Genomic DNA, 21,661 nt, shown 5'->3' on the forward strand with positions numbered 1-21,661 from the left:
ACGCCGATGGCCGAGTACGACCAACCGCCGCTTTCCCATCCGGTTCCGCCGGACACCCCGCGTGCCGGCTTTGCCCGCGGGCTGTCGGGTGCCGCCATCCTCGCCGCCCTGGCGCTCGCCTGCGCCGCAGCACCGCTGATGGCCGACGGCAGTGCTGTGCACCGGCTGGACGCCGACCCGGTCGCCGCGGCGCTGCTCGACGGGCGGGGCAGCCTGTCCTTCGCGCTGCTCGCCGCGGTGCTGGGCGGGCTGCTGGGCATCGGCTGGGCGCTGCTGGCCGGGATGCTCGGCACGCTGACCGGCAGCCGGGCTGAGCGGCGCACCATCGCCGCCGCCCAGCGGATGGCCGGCTGGCCGCTCGCCCTGCTGGTTCCGCTTGCCGGCGGGCTGATGGGGCCGGTCTGGTTGCTGGCGCTGGTCACCGCGCTGACGGCAGCCCCCGCGGTCGCCACTCTCGCCCATGCCGAGCTGTCGGGCCTGATGCGGGCGGAGTTCCTGACCGCCGCCCGCGCCGCCGGCCTGGCGGAAGGCGAGGTGGTGCGCCGGCACCTGATCCCCAACCTGGCGCGCCCGCTGCTGGCCGCCGGGGTGCTGGCCCTGCCGCGGGTCCTGGCGGCGGAGAGTTTCGCCAGCCTGCTCGGCCTCGGCCTGCCGCCGGCCCTGGGCAGCTGGGGCGCCTCGGTCGGGCTGGCGGCACGGCTGGGCGACCCGGTGGCCTTCGTCCCGCCGGCCCTGCTGCTGGCGCTCGCCCTCTGGGCCGCCTGCGCCATCGCCGACGGCATGGCGGCCGGACAGCGCAAACCATGACCGATGCATCCGTCCTTGGGGCCACGAAGCCCGCGCCGGTCGAAACCGAGGCGCTGACCCTCATGCTGGGTGACCGCGTCCTGCTCGACCGCGCCACCCTGCGGGTGGAGCGCGGGCAGGTTCTGGCCATCACCGGCGGCGCCGGCAGCGGCAAGACCGCCCTGCTGGGGGCGCTCGCCGGCCGCTTGCCGGCCGGTGTCGACATGGCGGGGAGCGCCCGCATCGACGGGCATCTGCTGATCGCCCAGGGCGGCCGGCTGGCGCCGCGCCGGCCGCTGGCCCTGCAGGTGGCGGAGGTGGTCGGCCACCATCTGGGGCTCGACCTGCGGTCGTCGCTGCGCCGCATGGCCGACGGGCTGGACCGCATGGGCGTCCCCGCCGCCGCCCGGCGTTTCGACCTGCCGCCGGAACAGCTGCCGGAACAGCTGCGCTGGGCCTGCCTGTTCGCCATGGCGGTGGCGGTGGGGCCGGCGGTGCTGCTGGCCGACGCGCCGGCTGCCGGGCTGGACCCGACGGTGCGGCTGCGGCTTCTCCATCGGTTGGCCGACTGGGCGCGGGCCGACGGGGTGGCGCTGGTCCTGGCCGGACGGCCGGAGGATGGGCTGGCCGGTCCGGCCGATCGGGTGCTGGCGCTGCGCCGCGCCCGTCTGCTGCCGCCCAGCCCGGCAAGGACCGAACCGCTGGCGCCGCTGGAGCAGCCAGGAGCCGCCCGCCTGCATGCCCGCGGCGTCGGCATGTCCTATCCGCTCGCCCCCGGCCCGCGGGGGGAGGCGCGGTCTCTGGCGGTGCTGCACGGCATCGACCTGGATGTGCGGACGGGCGAGACGCTGGCCCTGCTGGGCGAGACCGGCAGCGCCAAGGCGACGCTCGCCCGCTCGCTGCTGTGCCTGCCGCCGCCGACGGCGGGTGCGGTGGTGTGGATGGGCCGCGACCTGATGGCGGCCTCCGCGCCGCCGGCTGCGGCCGACGGCAGGGGCGACGGCAGGGGCGACGACCCCGACCGCGGTGGATTGCGCCGTGCCCGGCGCGACCTGCAACCGCTGTTCCCCGACCCGGCCGCCTCCTTCGACCCGGCGATGACGCTCGGCGCCCAGTTCGGCCTCGTGCTGGAGAGCCTGCGTCCGGACATCGCCGCCGACCGCCGCGACCACCGCATCGACGAGGCGCTGGAGGAGGCCGGCCTGCGTCCGGAAGCGGCGCTCCGCTGGCCGTCGGCGCTGAGCGTCGCGGAGGCCGCCCATGCCGGCCTTGCCCGCGCCATCCTGTCGGAGCCGCGCGTGCTGATCGCCGACGAGCCGGCATCCAGCCTGTCGGCGGAGGAGCGCGAAACCTTCCTCGACACGCTGATGGCGGTGCGCGACCGCCGCCGGCTGTCGCTGGTCCTGGCGACCGAGCGGTATGACGAAGGGCTGCGCGATGCCCATCGCGGCGTCGTGATGCTGGCTGGCCGGGTGGTGGAGAGCGCCGACGCCGGAACGCTGCGGACGGCGCCGCTGCATCCCTACAGCCGGGCGATGCTGGCGGCGGCGCAGGGCGAACGCCCGGCGCTGGAGGGCGATGCGCCGTCGGCCTTCGCCCAGCCGGCCGGCTGTCCGCTGCGCCGCCGCTGCCCGCTGGCGCGGGAGTTCTGCGCCCAGGCCGTTCCGACGCTGGAGGAGGTGGCGCCCGGCCACCATGTGGCCTGCCATTACTGGGACACGCCGACGGACGGGTGAGCGGGATCGACTCAACGGCTGGCTGTTTTCATGCCATTGTGTTATCCTTTCAGGACGCAAGTTTCGTCATCCTGAACGCCTGCCGCCGGGGAGCCGATGCCGTCCCTGTCCATCGCCATGCCCGATCTGAACCGTCTGCCGGCACTGGAGCTGCTGGCCGGGCTCGCCACGCCGCTGTGGCTGGCGCGGGCGGAGGATGGCGGCGTGGTCTGGCTGAACGGAACCGCCCACGCGCTGCTCGACCCGGATGCGGCGGGCGGCAGCCTGCGGATCGAGCCGGCCGGACCCGGAACGACGGCCACCGAGGCAGCGGTGACCATCCGCGGAGCCGGCGGCCCGCCGCTCGCGCTGACTGCCCGCATCGTGCCTGTGCCGGACTGCGACCTGATCCTGCTGGAGGGGGCGGTCGACAGTGCCGGCCTGAAGGCCCAGGCGCTGGAACTGGCCGCGGCCAACCGCCGCAAGTCCGAATATGTCCATCACCTGAGCCACGAGCTGCGCACGCCGCTGACCGCCGTCATCGGCTTCGCCGAGATGCTGCGCGACCGGCTGCTGGGACCGCCCGACAGCCCGCGCTATGGCGAGGCGGCGGCCCAGATCGTCGCCGCCGGCGACTATATGCTGGAGTTGATCAACAACCTGCTCGACCTTGCCCGCATCGAGGCCGGCCGGCTGGACCTGCATGAGGAGGAGTGCCCGCCGGCCCTGATCGTCGACGTCACCCTGTCGATGATGGCGGGCCGGGCGGAGCGGTCGGGCGTGACCCTGTCCGCCTGCCTGCCGGCCGATCTGCCGCTGCTGCGGGCCGATCCGTCGCTGGTCCGGCAGATGCTGACCAATCTCGTCGGCAACGCGCTGAAATTCACCGCTGCCGGGGGCCATGTGACGGTGTCGGCGGAGCATGAGGCGGATGGCGGTCTGGTCCTGACGGTCGCCGACGACGGCCGCGGCATGCCGCCCGACCGCATTCCGCAGGCGCTGACCGCCTTTGCACAGCTCCACGACCCTGCCCATGATCCGATGACGGTGGCCCAGCATGGGTCCGGCCTCGGCCTGCCGCTGACCGCCGCCCTGGTGGAGCTGCATGGCGGCAGCATCGCCGTCGACAGCGCACCGGGGCACGGCACGACGGTGCGGCTGCGCTTTCCGCCGGAGCGGGTGGTGGGGTAGGCGGAGTCGGCTTCAGTATGCCTGAGCCTCGCCCAACACCCCCGCCAAGGCCGGCGCCAGATCGCCGGCGCCGACCACCGTCACCCGCTCCAGCCCCAGCCAGCCGGCAAGCCGGCCCAGTTCCGCCGCCAGGGCCGGGGCGACGGCATCGGCCTGGGCATGCGGTTCGCCGTGGGCGGCCTGGACCAGCAGGGTGCCGGCCTTGCGGTCGGATTTCAGGTCGACACGGGCGGCGATGCGCTCGTCCATCAGGAAGGGCAGGACGTAATAGCCATGCTCGCGCTTGTGGGCGGGGGTGTAGATCTCCAGCCGGATGCGGGCGCCGAACAGCCGTTCGGTGCGCTGCCGCTCCCAGATCAGCGAATCGAAGGGGGAGAGCAGGGCGCGGGACGCCGCCTTGCGCGGGATGCGTAGGTCGGGGGTGACGTAGGCGATGCGGTCCCAGCCCTCCACCGTCACCGGCAGCAACTCGCCGCCCTCCACCAGTTCGGCGATGCGCAGGCGGGCGTCGGCGACGTCCAGACGGTGGTAATCGCGCAGGTCGCGCTCGGTCGCCACGCCATGGGCGCGGGCGGCGATGCGCAGCAGGGCGCGCTGGGCCTCCGCCTCCTCCGGGGTGGGGGTGTCGAGCACGGCGGCGGGCAGCACCCGCTCCGGCAGGTCGTAGAGCCGCTCGAACCCGCGCCGGCCGGCGGTGGTGACGAGGCCGGCCCAGAACAGGTACTCCAGCGCCCGCTTGCCGTCGCTCCACCCCCACCAGCCGCCGGCGCCGCGCCCGGCCTCGCTGAGTTCGGACGCTCCCATCGGCCCGCGTGACGCCACCTCCGCCAGAACCGACTCGATGTAGGGACGGCGTTCGACGGCGAAGCGCGCCAGTTCGCCATAGGTCCCCTCGCCGCGTTCGGCCCGCGCCATGCGCCAGCGGAACAGCGGCTGCTGCTCCACCGGGATCAGGGAGGCCTCGTGGCCCCAATATTCGAACAGCGCCCGCCGCCTGCCGCCATAGGCCAGCCGGTCGAGCAGAGCCGCCTCGTAGGGACCGAGCCGCGAGAAGAGCGGCAGGTAATGGGAACGGATCAGCACATTGACGGAATCGATCTGCACCAGCCCCAGCCGCCCGATCAGGCGCCGGGCATGGCGGGCTTCGACCGTGTCGGTGTCGGCGGCATCGGTGGCGACGGCGGTGCTGTTGGGGAAACCCTGGGCGGCGATGGCGACGCGGCGCGCCTCGCGCAGGGACAGGCTGTCTGGACGGGGCATGGGTACGGAGGGAGGTTGGATGGGACGCCAGCTTGAGAATGCGTTTGATTTTCGTCAAGGCGGCGTGACGGCACGGGGCGCAGGCTGACGGTCATCCTGCATTGCAGCACCCGTCCTGCGGAGTTCCTGTCCATGTCCTCCCCCAGTCTTGCCGGCCGTGACGACGGCCCCGCCATCCCGATCCTGTTCCAGTATGGCTTCCGCTTCTTCTTCCTGTTCAGCGGCGTGGCCGCGGTCGGGCTGCTGGCCGCCTGGCTGGGCGTGCTGGTGACCGGCGAATGGCCGGACCATGCGGCGGGCGCCAGCGCCTGGCATGCGCATGAGATGCTGTTCGGCATGGTGGTGGCCGCCATCGCCGGCTTCCTGCTGACCGCGGTGCCGAGCTGGACGGGGACCAGGGCGGTCTCCGGCGCGCCGCTGATGGCTCTCGCAGCACTGTGGATCGCCGGCCGCGTCGCCGTGTTCCCCTGGACCGGCATGCCGGAACCGGTGGCGGCGGTGATCGATGTCGCCTTCCTGCCGGGACTCGGCATCGCGCTCGCCCGGCCGCTGGTGAAGGCGGGCAAGTGGCGGAACAGCGCCTTCCTGATCCTGATCGGGTTGCTGACCGCCGCCAACCTGCTGATCCATCTGGACTGGCTGGAGATGCTGGACGGCGGGGCGGATGCCGGCTTTGCGCTGGGGCTCGGCATCGTCCTGATGATGGTGACGGTGATCGGCGGGCGCATCCTGCCGGCCTTCACCCGCAACGGGCTCGGCAAGGACGGCCTCGGCGTGCGGTCCTGGCCGATGGTGGAGCGGCCGACGCTGGTTCTGACGCTGGCGCTGATCCCGGCGACGATGCTGGCCCCGGAGTCGGCGGTCACCGGATCGATCGCGCTTGCCGCCGCGGTGGCCCATGCCGTGCGGCTGGCCGGTTGGCAGGGCTGGAAGGCTTGGCGCTCGCCGATCCTGTGGATCCTGCATGTCGGCTATCTGTGGGTGCCGGTGGCGCTGACCTTGCGTGGGCTGCATGCCCTGGCCGGGCTGCCCGCTGCTTCGGGAACCCATGCGATGACGGTCGGTGCCTTCGCCACGCTGATCCTGGCGGTGATGAGCCGCGCCTCGCTCGGCCACACCGGACGGCCGCTGACGGTGTCGCGGGCGACGGTCGCCGCCTATGTGTTGCTGACGCTCGCCGCGGCCGGCCGCACCGCCTCGCCGCTGCTGCCGGTGGACTGGGTGTGGGGGGCGCTGCAATGGTCGGGCTATGCCTGGGTCGCCGCCTTCGCCCTCTACCTCGTCGCCTATGCCCCGGTCCTGCTGGCGCCGCGGGCCGATGGGCGGCCGGGCTGACGGGCTTAGCAGGACGGACAAGGTGCAGTGGGGCGGGGCGTTACGCCCCGCCGCGGAAATAGCGGTCGATGGCGTCGGTCATCTCGACCTCGCGGAAGGGCTTGGTCAGGACCGGGCGGGCCTGATGGCTCTTCGGCAGGCCGGCGGCGCCATGGCCGGTGGTGAAGACGAAGGGGATGCCCTTGGCGCCCAGAGCGTCGGCGACGCTGTCGACGCGCTCACCGCGCAGGGTGACGTCCAGCAGGGCGGCGTCGATGCCGCCCTCGGCGATCAGGTCCAGCGCCTCCGCCACCGTGCCGGCGGGGCCGACGACGACGACATTCTGGACTTCCAGCGAATCCTCGATGGCCATGGCCACCAGCGGTTCGTCTTCGACGAGCAGGATGCGCAAGGGCTTGGATCGGTCGGCTTCCATGGACAGGCGGCTCGCTGCTGGTCAAAGCGGTGGTCGGCGGACAGATGGGGGTCGCGATCCCATCCGGCAACCGGCGTGAGCTTTTCCGTTCAGCCGTCCGCTTGTCCACCCCGACCTTGGTCATCGCCCATTGGGCCATCCGCAAGCTCGGGCTGGACTATCACCCCAGATCATCAAGTGCCTGTTGGAGGGAGGGGTAGAGCGCCTCGACCAGCGATCCGTCCGGCCTAACCGGCGATGGCAGCACGTCCGCCCCTTGCAGCGCGCGGGCCAGGGGCAGGCCGCCGACCTCGACGAAGCCGCCGCGCTCGCCATACTGGCCGACGATCCAGTCCTTGAGCGCCGGGTCGCCGTCCAGCGCGTTGTTGTGCGAAATCATCGCATGGGTGCCGTCGTCGGACCGGCGATACCAGGCATGGCTGCCGTCGCCCAAATCCATCGGCGTGAAGCCGGCCGCGGTCATCGCCTGGCGAACCGCCGGCCGCACCCGGTCAATCCTCACCCCGGACCGCGTGCCGGTCCATTGGTCGAGATCGTCCGCAAGCTCGCTCATGGTGCCTCTCTGGTCGTTGTCCTGATGGATCAACGCTTCAGGGAGGCTTTTGTGCCGCGACCACCTGTCCGAATGTGGAAGCCGCCATTGCCTGATGGGTGCTGTCCAACCGTCGGCTTATCCGTTCAGACGTTCATGGGCGTGCGTGCGGCCAATGCTGCGAGCGAGCGGTCGAGCAGCTCGTAGAGACGCCCTTCCTGTTCCAGAACCGCGGCGGCGGGGGCGTGTTCCAACTCCTTCGCCAACAGACCGAGGGCGGCGGCGCCGAGATTGAGCGAAGTGCCCTTCAGCGTGTGGGCGGTGCGGTTGTGCGGCTCTCCGGCGCGCGCCTGGGCGACCAGGCCATCGATGGTCTTGCGGCCATTCTCGGTGAAGCCGGCGATGGAGGCGGCCCAGTCGTCGGCCGTCAGCACCTCCAGCAGCAGCGATACCTGTTCTTCGTCCAGCAGGTCGGCGTCCGGGATAGCGGTCATGTCAGCCTTCTGAGACGGGGATTCGGGAGCGGCCTGTTCCGGGGTGGGGGGCGGGCTGTTCCCGCCATCGCCCTTGCCCAGCACCGAAGCCATTTCGGCGAAGAGCAGGGCGGGACGCAAGGGCTTGGTGACGAAGCCGTTCATTCCGGCCGACAGGCATTCCGGCCGCGAGCTGCCCGACGCATGGGCGGTCAGCGCCAGGATTGGCACGCTGCCCCTGTCTCCGGGGAGGTCGCGCACGCGGCGGGTGGCGGTCAGCCCGTCCATGCCCGGCATCTGTATGTCCATCAGCACGAGGTCGAAGGGCTGGTCGCGGACCATGCGCACCGCCTCGCTGCCGCTGGCGGCCAGCGCCACGCTGTGGCCGGCGCGTTCCAGGATGCCGCGGACGATGTCGCGGTTCACCTCGATGTCGTCGACCGCCAGCACGCGCAGCGGCGGCAAGGCGGCGACGCGCGCGGCCTCGCCCAGGCTGGTTCCGTGGCCGGCATCGACGCGGCGCAGCGCCGACGGATCGCCGGGACCGGCGACGATGGTGAAGCGGAAGACGCTGCCGCGGCCGGGAGCGGTGTCGACGGCGATGCTGCCGCCCATCAGCAGGCAGAGGTCGCGGCAGATCGCCAGCCCCAGCCCGGTGCCGCCATAGCGCCGGGTGATCGAGCTGTCGGCCTGGGTGAAGCGGTCGAACAGGGTCGGCACCGAATCGGGCGCGATGCCGATGCCGGTGTCCTCCACCTCGAACTCCAGCAGGAAGGAGTCCGGGCGGCCCTGGGGAGCGAACTCGGCAGGATCCCGGTCCAGCCGGCGCACCCGCACGGCGATGTGGCCCTCTTCGGTGAATTTCACCGCGTTGCCGACCAGATTGAACAGGATCTGGCGCAGCCGGGCCGGGTCGGTGACGATCACCTCCGGCACCGACGGCATAAGCCGGGCCGACAGGTCCAGCCCCTTGTCGGTGGCATTGGGGCGCAGCACCTCCAGCACGCCGTCGATCAGCTGGGGCAGGGCGCAGTCGGCCTCCTCCAGGTCGATGCGCCGGGCCTCCAGCTTCGACAGGTCCAGGATGTCGTCCAACAGCCGCAGCAGCGTTTCGGCCGACCGGCGGGCGACGTCGGCCAGCCGCTTCTCCTTCGCCGGCAGCGAGGCATCGGCCAGCAGGGTCAGGTTGCCCAGCACGCCGTTCATCGGGGTGCGCAGCTCGTGGCTGACGGTCGCCAGGAATTCGGTCTTCGACCGGCTGGCGGCTTCCGCCTTCTCCTTGGCCTGGAGCAGCTGTTCGGCGGCGCGCCGCGGCTCGGTCACGTCGATGCACAGCCACAGCTTGCCGATGGCGGTCCCGGCAGCATTGCGCACCGGCACATTGTGCCAGCTGACGATGCGCCCGTCGGTCAGCGTCATCTCGCGCCGCTCGTCGCCGTCCACCGCCGACAGCAGCGTGTGGTCGGTGTCGCTGGGGGCGTTGCCGGCATTGGCAAGCGTCTCGTCCAGCCGATGACCGACCGGCGCTTCGGCAATGGCGAACAGGGCGGAGAAGGCCGGGTTGGCATAGGCGATGCGCCCGTCGGCGCCGACGAACAGCACGCCGAAATCCATCGCCGACAGCAGGGCCGACAGGCGGGCGCGTTCCTGCTCCATGTCGCGGGCGAGCGCCTCCTGCTCGTCCAGCGCCACGGTCAGCTGGTCGACGCGCTCCTTGATGGCGTGGGACATGGTGTTGAAGGCGGCCCCCAGCCGGCCGATGTCGTCGTCGCCTTCCGCCAGTGCCGGCGGGCTGTAATCGCCGGCCGCCACCCGTTCGCTGGCCCGCGCCAGCGCCGCCAGATGGCGGGTCAGCCACAGGCCGAGCAGGGTCAGCAGCCCGGCCGACAGCAGGATCTCCGACAGGGCGATGGCGATGCCCTGGGTCAGCAGGTCGCGCCGGGCCTGGACGATGTGGGCCAGCTCCAGGCCGAACTGCACCGTGCCCAGCTTCTGCCCGGCCAGCGACACCGGCACCGTCACGTCGTAGCGGGCGACGCCGTCCTTGGCGTCCAGCGTCAGCGTCGGGTCGGGAGCGGGCAGGCTGCGGTCCTGCGGCCAGCCGCTGGTCGCCACCAGCTTGCCCTTGCTGTCGGCGACGGCGAGATAGAGCACGCCGCCGGTGGAGCGGCTTTCGTCCAGCACCGCCTGCAGGGTCGCATAGTCGCGCTGGGCCAGCGGCGCCACCAGGGCGGCGTTCAGCACCGGCGCCACCTGTTCGGCATGCAGCTTGGCCTGTTCGGCGAGGCTGCCGTAGAGCAGGCGCACGCTGTTGGCGACCAGCAGGGTCAGCATGATCGCCTCGACCGCCATGGCGGCGGCCAGCATGCGCCCGCGCAGCGTCTTCCAGGGCGCCAGACGGGACAGGATCATTTCCCGGCCTTCAGGACGCTCCGGACCTCGTCGGCCAGCGGCTCCATCGCCTCCAGCTCCTCGTCGGTGACCGGGCGGTAGCCGCCCAGTTGGTTGGCGTCGAAATAGGTCCGGCCCTCCGCGGTTTCGCCGAAGGCGAACAGCGCCTTGCGCAGCGGCTCGGCCAGGGTGGCCTGCTTGCCGTTCAGCATATAGACGCGCCCGGCCATCGACCGGCTTTCGGCGACGGTGGACAGCTGGGCCTGCACCTCCGGCGCCAGCTTGGCGCGGTTGGCCAGCGACATGAAGCCGGCCGACGCGTCGCCGGCCAGGATCAGCTGGGCCACGCTGTCCGCGGCGCTGACATAGCGGAGCTGGATGTTGGGCAGCTTCTGCTCGGCCAGCCAGTGCTGGCCCCACAGGGTGACCAGCGACGATGGGCTGAGCCCCAGCACGGTGGTGCCGGCCAGCGACTGGACCGTCCGGTAGGGACCCTTGGCCGCCGTCACCAGCACGGCGCGGAAGTCCGATTTGTAGGTCAGCAGCGGCAGGTAGCCGGCATCCTTGCGCAGCATCTCCGCCTGATGGCCGGTGGTCACGGCGATGTCGTAGTCCTGCTCGACCGCGCGGCGGGCGAAGGCGGTGAAGTCGGGCGCCGTCACGATCTCCACCGGCCGGCCCAGCGCCGCCTCCACCGCGCGGCGGACGGGCTGGTACTGTTCGATGATGACGCGGGCGCTGGTGTGCGGGGCGATGCCGATGCGGAACGCCTGCTCCTCCGCCAGAGCCGGAAGCGGCGCGGTGGCCGCCAGGCCGCACAGCACGGCGGAACAGAGCGCGGCGAGGCGGACGAACGGTCGCTTGGTCATGGCTTTCGGCTCCCTACGGACTGCAGGTTTGAAATGCCGGCGCTTGGACGGACAGCATTCGTGACGGCGGCGGCCCGAGCGGTGGTCTAGGACGAAAGATATAACATTCGATAAATGCCGCAGGTAGGGGCAAGAGCGCACAGGGTGGCCTTTGCCGGGCATGAACCGGCCAACACCCGCTGCTGGCGGCGCTCCTTGAACCTTTGACCGTCACACCCCGCATCATTCCGGCGGAGGTGCGCAACTTTGGAACGGCGGCCGGACAGGATTCTGCACGAAGCCAAGAAAGATCACGCTTTGGTTGCGGACCGGTCCGCTATGTGTCGGAGAGCCCGCATCAACCCCCGCACAGCCACCGAGGACCCCGCCCGTGCCGGAACGAGCCCAGGACCCGCAGTCCGCCATCTGCCGCGCCATCCGCCTCCTGCGCAGCCACAGCCGCGGCTGCGACAGCGTCGAGACCCGGCGCCTGCTGATCCACACGGAACGCTGGATGATCTGGATGCTCCGCCGCGAGGAGGGCGAGGATCTGCCGGTGCCGGCGGAACTGGCGGGGTGAGAGGTCCCGAAAGAAAGCTCCGAACGAAAACAGGCCCCTCCCGGTCGGGAGGGGCCTGTTTCGTCGAAGGATGCCCGACGGCGCGTCAGGTCGTGCTGCGCAGCTGCTCCGCCCGGTTGGAGCGCGAGGCGGCGTAGTGGTCCTTGGCCAGCAGGGTGTAGACGGCCGGCAGGACGAACAGGGTGAACAGCGTGCCGATCAGCATGCCCGACACGATGACCAGACCGATGGAGAAGCGGCTGGCCGCACCGGCACCCGCCGCGGTCAGCAGCGGCAGCAGGCCGACCACCATCGCCGCCGTGGTCATCAGGATCGGGCGCAGGCGGACGCGGGCGGCATGCTCGATGGCGGTGCGGCGGTCGACGCCCTCATTGAGCTGCATCTCGCGGGCGAACTCCACCAGCAGGATGCCGTGCTTGGAGATCAGGCCGATCAAGGTCACCAGACCGACCTGGGTGTAGATGTTCATGGTGGCGACGCCGAAGAACAGCGGCAGCAGCGCGCCGCAGATCGACATCGGCACCGACACCAGGATGACCAGCGGGTCGCGCAGCGATTCGAACTGCGCGGCCAGCACCAGATAGATCACGATCAGCGCGAAGGCGAAGGTGACCATCAGCTGGCTGCCCTCCGTCACGAACTGGCGCGACTCCGACAGGTAGGCGTGGTTGAAGCCGGCCGGCAGCTGGGTGCGCGCCTGCTCCTCCAGGAACTCGACGACCTGACCCATCGAGACGCCCGGCATCGGCACGGCGGAGAAGGTGGCCGAGGGCAGCTGGTTGTACTTGTTCAGCGCGTTGGGCTCCACCGCGGTTTCCACCGACACCACGGTCGACAACGGGATCTGGGCGCCCGAACCGGAGGTGACGTAGTAGTTGGTCAGCGACTCAGGAGTCAGGCGCTCGGCCCGCGGCACCTGGGGAATGACCTCGTAGGAGCGGCCGTTCAGGTTGAAGCGGTTGACGTAGTTGCCGCCGACCAGCACCGACAGCGTGCTCGACACCGACTGCATGGTCAGTCCGAGATCGGCGGCCTTGGCGCGGTCGATCTTCAGCCGGACGACCGGGCTGTCGTATTGCAGGTCGCTGTCGGTGACGATGAACATGCCGCTCTTGGTAGCGGCGTCCTTGATCCGCTCGATGGCGTCGAAGATGGTGCGGTAGTCGCCGGGGCTGGAGATCACCATCTGCACCGGCAGGCCGCCGGTCGAGCCGGGCAGGGCCGGCGGCGACACCAGGAACACGTTGATGCCCGTCACCTTGCCAAGCTCGGCCTGGGCCAGCGGCTGCAGCTCCTTGGCCGACCGCTTGCGCTCGCCCCACGGCTTCAGGATCATGCCGGCGAAGCCCTGGTTGAGGGTGGGCAGGCCGGTCAGGATGAAGCGGGTGTCGGTCTCCGGGAAGGCGGCGAAGGTCTCGTCGATCTGCTTGCCGAAGCTGTCGATGTAGTCGAGGTTGGCGTATTGCGGCCCCTTGGAGATGCCGAACAGGATGCCCTGGTCCTCTTCCGGCGCCAGTTCCGACATGGTGTTGGCGAACAGGTAGCCGACCGACAGCAGGATGCCGACCGCGAACAGCAGGGTCGCGGCGCGATAGTCGAGCATGCCGTGCAGCCGCCGCTCGTACCAGCCCGCCAGCCGTTCGAACTGGCGGTCGAGGAAGGCGGCGAAGCGGCCCGGCTCCCCCTCCTTCAGGATGACGGAGCACATCATCGGCGACAGGGTCAGCGCCACCACACCCGACACGATCACCGACGCGGCCAGCGTGAAGGCGAATTCGCGGAACAGCGCGCCGGTCAGGCCGCCGAGCAGGCCGATGGGGGCGTAGACCGCCGCCAGCGTGATGGTCATCGAGATGACCGGCCCGATGATCTCGCGGGCGCCGATCAGCGACGCGGCGACCTTCGACTTGCCGTGCTCGATATGCCGGTGGATGTTCTCCACCACCACGATGGCGTCGTCGACCACGAGGCCGATGGCGAGCACCATCGCCAGCAGCGTCAGCAGGTTCAGCGAGAATCCCAAAGCCAGCATGAAGGTGGCCGCACCGACGATGGACAGCGGAATCGTCACCACCGGGATCAGAACCGAGCGCAGGCTGCCGAGGAACAGGAAGATGACGACGATGACGATGGCGACCGCCTCCAGCAGCGTCTTCACCACCTCGTCGATGGAGGCCTGGATGAAGCGGGTGCTGTCGTAGACGATCTCCATGTTCATGTTGGGCGGCAGGTTGCGCCGCAGCTCCGGCTCCATCTTGCGGATGTCGGCGACGATGTTCAGCGGGTTGCCGGTGGGGGTGCTGTCGATGCCGATGAAGATCGCCTGCTGCCCGTTCATCGCCACGCTGGCGTCGAAGCTCTTGGAGCTGAGTTCGACCGTGGCGATGTCGCGCATGCGCACCAGCGCCCCGTCCTTGGCCTTCACCACCATGTCGCGGAACTGCTCAACGTCGGTCAGGCCGGTGTTGGCGGTGACGTTGGAGATGACGAAGACGCCCTTGGTCTGGCCGGGGGCCGACTGGTAGTTGTTGGCGGCCACCGCCGCCGAGACGTCGGCCGGCGAGATGTTGCGCGCCGCCATCTTGACCGGGTCGAGCCACAGCCGCATGGCGAAGGTCTGGCCGCCCAGAATCTGGGCGCGGGCGACGCCCTCCACCGTGGACAGCACCGGCTGCACCACGCGCGTCAGGTAGTCGGAGATCGCCGCTCCCGACAATTCGGGGCTGGAGAAGCCCATATAGAGGATCGAGGTGGTCTCGCCGGTCGATTTCAGGATGACCGGGTCGTTGGCCTCGCGTGGCAGCTGGTATTTGACCTGCTGCACCTTTGCCATCACGTCGGTCATCGCGACGTTGGGGTCGAAGTTCAGCCGGACATAGGCGGTGACGACGCTCTGCCCCTGGGTGGAGGAGGAGGTCAGATAGTCGAGGCCCTCGGCCGAGGAGACCGCCTGTTCGATCGGCGTGGCGATGAAGCCCTGCATCAGCTCCGGCGAGGCGCCGGGATAGCTGGTGGTCACGGTGATGACCGTGTTCTGCAACTGCGGATACTGCCGGATCGGCAGCTCCAGCAGCGCGCGGGCCCCGACCAGCAGGATCAGCAGGCTGACCACGAGCGACAGGACCGGCCGGCGGATGAAGATATCGGTGAAACTGCCCATGGCGTCGGCCTCAGTTCTGCGGCAGGGTCTGCGGCGGGGTCAGCGGATTCTTCTCCGCCGGGACCACGGCCGCGCCGTTGGCGAGCTTCAGCTGGCCCGACACCACGACGCGGTCGCCGGGGTTGATGCCGCTGCGGATCTCCACGCGGTTGGCGAGGCGGTCGCCGACCTTGACCGGCTTGCGCTCCACCACCAGCTGCTCCTTGCCGTCCTGGGTCTTCTGCGATTGGGCGACGAAGACCGAATCGCCGTAGACCGTGTAGTCGACCGCGGTTTCCGGAACGGTCAGCGTGTTGGGCTGCGGCGGCAGGACGACGCGGACATTGGCGAACATGCCCGGCCGCAGCTGGCGCTCACGGTTGTCCATGGTGGCCTGCACCTTGACGGCCCGGGTGTCGGCGCTGACCTGCGGCTCGATGGTGGTGATCTTCGCCTCGAAATCGCGGCCCGGCAGGGCGTCGACGTTGATCAGCACGCCCTGGCCGACCGACAGCTTGGTGAAGCTCTGCTCCGGCAGGGTGAAGTTGATGTAGAGCTGCGACAGGTCGGTCAGCGTCACGATGGTGGCGCCGGGATTGACGTAGTCGCCGACATTGACCTGCCGGATGCCCAGCTCGCCGTCGAACGGCGCCTTGATCAGCTTCTGGCCGATCAGCGCGCTGGTGCGCTTCATGTTGGCGTTGGTCTCGTCGAGCTGCGCCTGATACTGGTCGACGTTGCTCTGGGGCGTCGCCTGGCTGCGGCGCAGGTCGCGGTAGCGCTCCAGGTTCAGCTCGGCCAGACGCGCCTGGGCGCGCTGGGCCAGCAGGTCGGCCTGCTCGGTGGCGTCGTTCAGCTGCACCAGCGGGTCGCCGGCCTTGACGCGGGCGCCCGATTCGAAGGGGATGCGGTCGATGCGGCCGGCGACTTCGGGGGCCACCGTCACCTGACGCGCCGCCTGGAGCGTGCCGATGGCGGTCAGGTATTTCGGGATGGTCTGCACCGTCGCCTCGGCCAGCGCCACCGGGGTGGGCGGCGGCTTGTTGTTGGCGAAGAAGTCGGCGATGGCCTTGGCGCGGAAGCTGTTGAAGCCGTACAGCCCCGCACCCAGCAGTCCCAGGATCACCAGCGTGATGACGATGCGCACGGTCAGCCGCCCGCGCGTCACCGGCTTGCGCGGCGGCGAGGTGGGGGGAGGCGCCCCGCGACCCGGCTCGGACGCCGGGTGGCCGAATGACGTCTCGGTCTTTGGCGAATGGTCCAGGGTCACGATCGGCTACTCCGGTCTCTCGGGTGTGGGTTCGTCATTCTCGGCTGCGCCATTCATGGGCTTGGCTGCGCCATGTGGCGGCGGCTCCGGCGGCGGCTGGGAAGGCACGAAGGGAAAGCGTCCGCCGCTTTCATGCGCGGCGATGGCGGTGTCACGCAGGCCGAGCCCGCGCAGGATGAACCAGATCGTCTGGCGCGCAAGGTCGGGACGGCCGCAGGGATAAGGAACGATGGCCCCGCCGGACAGGCAGACGGTCGCCATCATCTCGCAAAGATGCTCGGCGAGCCAGAATCCGTTCTCCGCATCGACCGGACCCGGCAGCAGGTCGCCGGCGGCGGTCGCGGCCTCGATGGAGGCGGCAAAGCAGGGCAGGAAGCGGCTGCGGATGCCCTCGAAAACCTGCCGCATGAACTCGCCGTCTTCAAGCAGGCTGATGATCGACAGGCGATGGCGGGCGCGTTCGTCGGGATCGGCCGGCAGCTCGATCACGAAGTAGTTCACCATCCCCTGGATCATCTGCACCAGCGTGCCGGTGCTGGGCGGCAACGCCACCAGCCGTTCATATTCCGGATCGCCGTCGATGCAGCTGAGGAAGATCGACTCGTAGAGCGAGGCCTTGGACGGGAAATGCTTGAAGATCAGCGCCTCCGACACGCCGGCGGCCTGCGCGATCTCCTTGGTGGTGGTCGCGGCGAAGCCCTTGCGTGCGAACAGCGGCAAGGCGGCGTCGAGGATCGCCCGCTTGCGGGCATGGCTGTCGAGGCGCGGGGCCATCAGAAGGGGGCCATCGGAGGGTGCCGGGTCAGTCGCTTGTGATAAGTGAGTGCTTACTCACCTTGCCGGCGGAGATATAGCTTGGGTGCGGCATCCTGTCCATGGGGTTTGGATGGATGGCCGAGGGTCTCCTGCCCGGCCCCTGACAGGAGCGGTCTGCGGCGGTCAGAGCGGTTGCAGCGGCATCGTCAGCGTCACCCGGGTGCCGGCATGCTGACGGTCATGATGCAGCAGCGCCCCCAGGCTGGCCGCCATCGCCTGGACGATGCGGGTGCCGAGGCCGGTTCCCTGGGGGGCATCGTCGCCGGAGAAGCCGACTCCGTCATCCTCGACGCTCACCGACAGCTGCCCTTCGGCAGCTGTCGCCCGCACGCGGATGCTGCCGGCCCGGCCGTCGGGATAGGCGTATTTGCAGGCGTTCGTGACCAGTTCGGTCACGATGACCGCCAGGGACACGGCCTTGTCGGTCGGCACGGAGACCTCGTCGGCGACGACGACGAAGCTGTCCGGGCGCTGGGACGCCATGGCGGTGTGCATTTCGGCGAGCAGCGTTTCCAGATAGGCGTCGAAGCGGACGGAGCGGACGTCGTCGGAGGTGTAGAGGCTTCGGTGGATGCCGGCGATCGCGGTGATGCGCAGCTGGGTCTCGTCCAGGGCGGTGCGGGCCATGGAATCGGACAGGCTTGACCGCTGCATCCGCACGAAGGCCGCCACCAGGGCCAGACTGTTGGCGACCCGGTGGTTGACCTCCCGCAGCAGCAGCTCCGCCCGGTCCCGTGCGGCGCGCATCTCCCGGTCCGCGCGCTCCCGTTCCCGGCGCAGAATGGCCTTTTCGAGCGCCTGCTCGATGGCCGCCGCCAGCAGATCGAAGAATCCCTCGCCGGTCTCCTTGGGAACATAGTCGTCAGCACCGGCCTTCAGCGCCGCGACGGCCACCCGCGTGTCGCCGGCACCGGTGACATAGATGACCGGAGGGGCATTCTCGCGCGCCAGCAGGGCGGGCAGTATGTCCAACCCGGTCGCTCCCGGCATCTCGTGGTCCAGCCCGACCACCGCGATGCCGCCCTGTTCAAGCCGCTCCAACCCGTCCCGGCCATCCTTCGCCCACTCCACCGCGTAGCCGCGCCGTTCGAGTTTCCGCTGCACCAGCCGGGCCAGGGCAACGTCGTCGTCGATGTAGAGGATGCGTATGGCCGGGTCGGTCATGCCTCCGCCTCGGGAACCTGGATGACGGAGAAGAACAGACCGAGCTGCCGGATCGCGGTGGCGAAGCTTTCGTAGTTCACCGGCTTGGTGATGTAGACGTTGGCGCCGATGTCGTAGCAGCGCTGGATTTCCTGCCGGTCGTCGGTGGTGGTCAGCACCACGACGGGGAAGCGCTTGGTGTGGGGGTTCGCCTTGAGCCTGGACAGGATATCGACCCCAGTCATGTCCGGCAGGTTCAGATCCAGCAGGATCAGAAGCGCCCGGCCCATGCTGGCCTGTCCGCTTCCGTCCGGACCGAACAGGTAATCGAGGGCGCTGGTGCCGTCGGTGAAGGGCACGATCTCGTTGGTGACGCCGGCCCGCCGGATGTTCTTCTCGATCAGGCGGGCATGTCCCTCGTCGTCCTCGATCATGACGATGCAGACCGATTGAGGGTCACGATTCATGAGCGGGCTTCTCCGGGGACAGGGCAAGAACTTTCGGAAGGCTTATGCGAAAGATACTGCCCTGTCCAGGAACGGAATCGACAGTGACATCGCCTTGCAGGCGCCGGACGAGCGTGCGGACATAGGCGAGGCCGATTCCCTCTCCCGGACGGTCCTGCACGCCGGACCGGCGGAACAGCTCGAAGATGCGTTCGTGATCCTGCGGTGCAATTCCGCGGCCGTTGTCCGCGACCTCGAAGATCAGCGAATCCGCTTCCGACCGTCCGCGGATGGCGATCCGGCCGGGCCGGGCGGGGTCGAGATATTTGATCGCATTGTCCAGCAGGTTCCCGAACACCTGCTCCAGGGCGAGCCGGTCGGAGACGAGCGACGGCAGCGGGCCGGCGATGTCGACGGCACAGCCCAGTTCGCCGGCCCGGTGGCGGTTGCTGGCGGCCACGGCTTCCACAAGAGCCTGCATGGAGACGGGTTCGGGGTTCAGCGTCCGGCTGCCCTGGCGCGACAAGGCGAGGATGGCGTTGATCAGACGATCCATCTTCGTCGTCGACGTGCGGATGAAGCCGATGGCCTCCGGCATGTCCTCGGCGACCGCCCGCCGCGCCTCCGCCGCCGTGGCGTCGTCGCCATCCGCCGGTCGGCGATCGAGATCGGCGGTTACGCTGGCCAGCCCCGCTTCGAGCTCGCTGGTGAAGCCCATCACGTTGACCAGCGGCGCGCGCAGATCGTGGCTGACGATGTAGGCGAAGCGCTGGATCTCGCCGTTGGCCCGCTGCAACTCCATGGTGCGGTCCGACACGCGCTGTTCCAGGGAATCGTTGAGGGCCTGGATCGCACGCTGCGCCTGCATGAGGGCGCGCGTGTAGCCGACCGCGATCCACACGGCACCGCCGACGACCAGCAGGATGAACAGGCCGCCCAGGATCGCCACCCATCCCGATGTCCTGGCCTGCCCGGTCAGGGCGCGGAGCTGGGTGTCGAGCTGCGCATCGGCGGGGGTGATCAGGTCGGCGAGCGAGCGCCGGGCATCGTCCATCAGCCTCATGCCGCGCCCGGTCTGAACGATGGCCAGCGAGTCGTCCCGGCGTCCGGCCTCCATCAGGGCGATGGTCTCCGCCAGCTCCTGCCGCTTGGCCGCAGCCAGATCGACGAGATGGTCGAGGATGCGCAGCTCGCCGGCATCGCCGTCGGCCAGCTCGCGCAGCCGGGCGATGGTGGCGTCCACCGCCGCGACGGCCGTCTCGTAGGGCTTAAGATACTGGCGGTCCTCGGTCAGCAGGTAGCCGCGCTGTCCGATCTCGGCATCCTGCAACTGGCTGAGCAGGGTCCCGGCGGCGACGCGCAGGGACGATATCCGGCTGACCGAGCGGGAATATTGCTGAGTGCTGTCTGCCAGCCACCCCGACATCACGATGATCGCCAGCAGCGCGAAGGCGGCGGCGAGCAGCATCAGAAGGGCACGGCGGGTGACTGTGCTGCCGGACGTGGGCATCGCGGAGAGCTGTGCGGTACGAGGAAGAATTATTTCCTCTACCAATTCGCAGGAGGGTTGGCAATCGATTGACGGCTCGGATCTTTCGGCGGCCGGGGATTTGCCGTCATGGATCGATCCAGATCGGCAGGATCGATGCGACCAGGAGAAGCGCCAGCGCGATGTTGAGGGCTCTCCAATGCCGGTCCCGGGTCAGGACACGCCGGAGCAGCCGGCCGCCCAGGCACCAGACCGCCAGCGATACCGACGCGAAGCATCCGAAGGCGATACCGAGAATAACGGCAACTTCGGCCGGACCGTCGCCAATCGACGAGAAGGATGCGGCGGCTCCGGTGGTCATCGCCCAGCCCTTCGGATTGTACAGGACAAGCCAGGCACCGCCCGCGATGCTCGCCGGCTTGGCAACCGATCCGGTCGTCTTCGGAGCACCCGTCCGTGACAGCTGAAAAGCCAGCCAGAGAAGATAAGCCGTTCCCGCGATCTTGACCGCCGTCTGTATCGCCGGCACGGCAACGAATATACCCTCGATCCCGGCCGCGGCGGCGGCGGCCATGCCGGCGAGGCCGAGCGATATTCCGGCGATCAACGGAAGCGATCCCCGATAGCCGAAATTCATGCCCGATGCGGTGGCAAGCGTCGTGGCCCCGCCGGGAGAAATCGTTGCCGCCAGCACGAAAAGCGCGAGACCGCTCAAGGTTTGCATCTCCTCCACCCCCCGACCCGATGACCCGAGGTCTGGTTAGAGCGGCCGGAGGAATTAAGGAATGGAATAATCTTAATCTTTCACATTATGTATCCTAATGGAGCGGATGGCTGAGGGCGTCGCCATGATCGTGACTGCCGCGGCCGCACCCCTTCGGCAGCGAGCTTGAAACCGCAGCTCCATCTTTCGTCATTTTTTGAAGCTGTTGGGACGGACGAATGGTTTTCCGCAGCTGCACACTGGCCTTACAGTCAAGCCATCGACCTGACCGGAAGGAGCGTGCGCGCGATGGAGCCCATCCTGTGGGAATGGATCAACGCCCTGGCGCGGTGGCTGCACGTCATCACCGCCATCGCCTGGATCGGATCGTCCTTCTATTTCATCCATCTCGACGCCTCGCTGCGCAAGCGCACCGGGGCGCCGGCCGGGACGGCGGGCGACGCCTGGCAAATTCACGGCGGCGGCTTCTACCACATGACCAAATACATGGTCGCCCCGCCGCAGCTGCCGGAGGAGCTGACCTGGTTCAAGTGGGAATCCTACGCGACGTGGCTCAGCGGCTTCTTCCTGATGTGCGTGCTGTATTACCGCGGCGCCGACCTGTTTTTGATCGACCAGGACGTGCTGGCGCTCAGTCACTGGCAGGCGGTGGCGATCAGCGTCGGCGCGCTGGTGGCGGGCTGGGTCGCCTATGACCTGATGTGCAAGTCGCCGCTCGGCCGCAACGACGGGGCGTTGGCTGTCGCCGGCTTCGTCATGCTGGTGGCGACCGCCTGGGGCATGACGAAGATCTTCAGCGGGCGCGGCGCCATGCTGCAGGTCGGCGCCCTGATGGCGACGATGATGGCCTGCAACGTCTTCATGCTGATCATCCCCAACCAGCGCAAGACGGTGGCCGCCATGCTGCGCGGCGAGACGCCGGATCCGTCGCTGGGAAAGAAGGCCAAGCAGCGCTCGCTGCACAACAACTACCTGACCCTGCCGGTCGTCTTCCTGATGCTGTCCAACCATTACCCGCTGGTCAGCTCCACCCGCTACAACTGGGTGATGGTGGCGCTGGTCCTGGTGGTCGGCACGGCGATCCGCCATTTCTTCAACAGCCGCCATG

General features: G+C 69.4%; 18 protein-coding genes. 6 read left to right on the forward strand and 12 right to left on the reverse strand.

The features are described from left to right. The first annotated feature begins 6 nt into the window (after positions 1-6). The 3 genes from TSH64_RS32335 (at position 7) to TSH64_RS32345 (ending at position 3,692) form a co-directional block, all read left to right on the forward strand. On the forward strand, positions 7-807 hold the full coding sequence (locus TSH64_RS32335) for an ABC transporter permease subunit (RefSeq protein WP_109451318.1): 801 nt from the start codon (positions 7-9) through the stop codon (positions 805-807). Continuing rightward, positions 804-2,522, forward strand: a complete 1,719-nt coding sequence (locus TSH64_RS32340) for an oligopeptide/dipeptide ABC transporter ATP-binding protein (RefSeq protein ID WP_109451320.1) — start codon at positions 804-806, stop codon at positions 2,520-2,522. Before TSH64_RS32335 ends, TSH64_RS32340 begins: the two co-directional genes overlap by 4 nt. Before the next feature lie 96 nt (positions 2,523-2,618). Then, entirely contained in the window at positions 2,619-3,692 is a 1,074-nt protein-coding gene (locus tag TSH64_RS32345) for a HAMP domain-containing sensor histidine kinase (protein WP_109451322.1), read from the forward strand. Between the two features lie 12 nt (positions 3,693-3,704). On the opposite strand, the gene TSH64_RS32350 is transcribed toward TSH64_RS32345, so the two are convergent. Beyond that, positions 3,705-4,952 carry a winged helix-turn-helix domain-containing protein gene (locus TSH64_RS32350; RefSeq protein ID WP_109451324.1) on the reverse strand — a complete coding sequence of 416 codons (1,248 nt, stop codon included), beginning with the start codon at positions 4,950-4,952 and terminating at the stop codon, positions 3,705-3,707. A 132-nt stretch (positions 4,953-5,084) separates the two neighbouring features. On the opposite strand from TSH64_RS32350, the gene TSH64_RS32355 reads away from it, so the two are divergent. Continuing rightward, complete coding sequence (locus TSH64_RS32355; RefSeq protein ID WP_109451326.1) at positions 5,085-6,287, forward strand: NnrS family protein; 1,203 nt, start codon at positions 5,085-5,087, stop codon at positions 6,285-6,287. A 40-nt stretch (positions 6,288-6,327) separates the two neighbouring features. Here TSH64_RS32355 and TSH64_RS32360 read toward each other — a convergent pair whose 3' ends face one another. From TSH64_RS32360 to TSH64_RS32375, 4 genes are all read right to left on the reverse strand, one after another. Further along, complete coding sequence (locus tag TSH64_RS32360) at positions 6,328-6,702, reverse strand: response regulator (RefSeq protein WP_109451328.1); 375 nt, start codon at positions 6,700-6,702, stop codon at positions 6,328-6,330. Between the two features lie 160 nt (positions 6,703-6,862). Continuing rightward, a complete protein-coding gene (locus TSH64_RS32365) occupies positions 6,863-7,255 on the reverse strand; it encodes a hypothetical protein (protein WP_109453247.1) in 393 nt (130 codons plus the stop codon). Positions 7,256-7,380: 125 nt separating this feature from the next. Continuing rightward, positions 7,381-10,119 carry an ATP-binding protein gene (locus TSH64_RS32370; RefSeq protein ID WP_109451330.1) on the reverse strand — a complete coding sequence of 913 codons (2,739 nt, stop codon included), beginning with the start codon at positions 10,117-10,119 and terminating at the stop codon, positions 7,381-7,383. Next, entirely contained in the window at positions 10,116-10,967 is an 852-nt protein-coding gene (locus TSH64_RS32375; protein ID WP_109451332.1) for a phosphate/phosphite/phosphonate ABC transporter substrate-binding protein, read from the reverse strand. The genes TSH64_RS32370 and TSH64_RS32375 overlap by 4 nt, the downstream gene beginning before the upstream one ends. A 370-nt stretch (positions 10,968-11,337) precedes the next feature. Between TSH64_RS32375 and TSH64_RS32380 the strand changes: the two genes are divergently transcribed. Continuing rightward, the gene (locus TSH64_RS32380) at positions 11,338-11,526 is read left to right on the forward strand and encodes a hypothetical protein (protein ID WP_109050254.1); all 189 of its coding nucleotides are present in this window, start codon (positions 11,338-11,340) and stop codon (positions 11,524-11,526) included. Positions 11,527-11,611: 85 nt separating this feature from the next. Here the strand turns inward: TSH64_RS32380 and TSH64_RS32385 are convergent, their stop codons facing one another. From TSH64_RS32385 to TSH64_RS32415, 7 genes are all read right to left on the reverse strand, one after another. Then, entirely contained in the window at positions 11,612-14,686 is a 3,075-nt protein-coding gene (locus TSH64_RS32385) for a multidrug efflux RND transporter permease subunit (RefSeq protein WP_109451334.1), read from the reverse strand. Positions 14,687-14,696: 10 nt separating this feature from the next. Beyond that, entirely contained in the window at positions 14,697-15,935 is a 1,239-nt protein-coding gene (locus TSH64_RS32390; protein WP_247873272.1) for an efflux RND transporter periplasmic adaptor subunit, read from the reverse strand. 6 nt (positions 15,936-15,941) lie between these two features. Beyond that, positions 15,942-16,709, reverse strand: coding sequence for a TetR/AcrR family transcriptional regulator (locus TSH64_RS32395; protein ID WP_109451336.1), 768 nt, complete (start codon positions 16,707-16,709; stop codon positions 15,942-15,944). A gap of 165 nt (positions 16,710-16,874) precedes the next feature. After that, positions 16,875-17,915, reverse strand: coding sequence for a response regulator (locus tag TSH64_RS32400; protein WP_109451338.1), 1,041 nt, complete (start codon positions 17,913-17,915; stop codon positions 16,875-16,877). Further along, complete coding sequence (locus tag TSH64_RS32405; protein ID WP_109451340.1) at positions 17,912-18,361, reverse strand: response regulator; 450 nt, start codon at positions 18,359-18,361, stop codon at positions 17,912-17,914. Before TSH64_RS32405 ends, TSH64_RS32400 begins: the two co-directional genes overlap by 4 nt. After that, complete coding sequence (locus TSH64_RS32410) at positions 18,351-19,850, reverse strand: CHASE3 domain-containing protein (RefSeq protein WP_109451342.1); 1,500 nt, start codon at positions 19,848-19,850, stop codon at positions 18,351-18,353. Before TSH64_RS32410 ends, TSH64_RS32405 begins: the two co-directional genes overlap by 11 nt. Positions 19,851-19,956: 106 nt before the next feature. Further along, on the reverse strand, positions 19,957-20,544 hold the full coding sequence (locus TSH64_RS32415) for a LysE family transporter (protein WP_199237718.1): 588 nt from the start codon (positions 20,542-20,544) through the stop codon (positions 19,957-19,959). A 297-nt stretch (positions 20,545-20,841) separates the two neighbouring features. Here TSH64_RS32415 and TSH64_RS32420 point away from each other — a divergent pair. Then, positions 20,842-21,661: urate hydroxylase PuuD (locus TSH64_RS32420; protein ID WP_109453249.1), on the forward strand; the 820-nt coding region annotated here is incomplete at its 3' end.

Source organism: Azospirillum sp. TSH64, assembly GCF_003116035.1.
Taxonomy (GTDB): Bacteria; Pseudomonadota; Alphaproteobacteria; order Azospirillales; family Azospirillaceae; genus Azospirillum.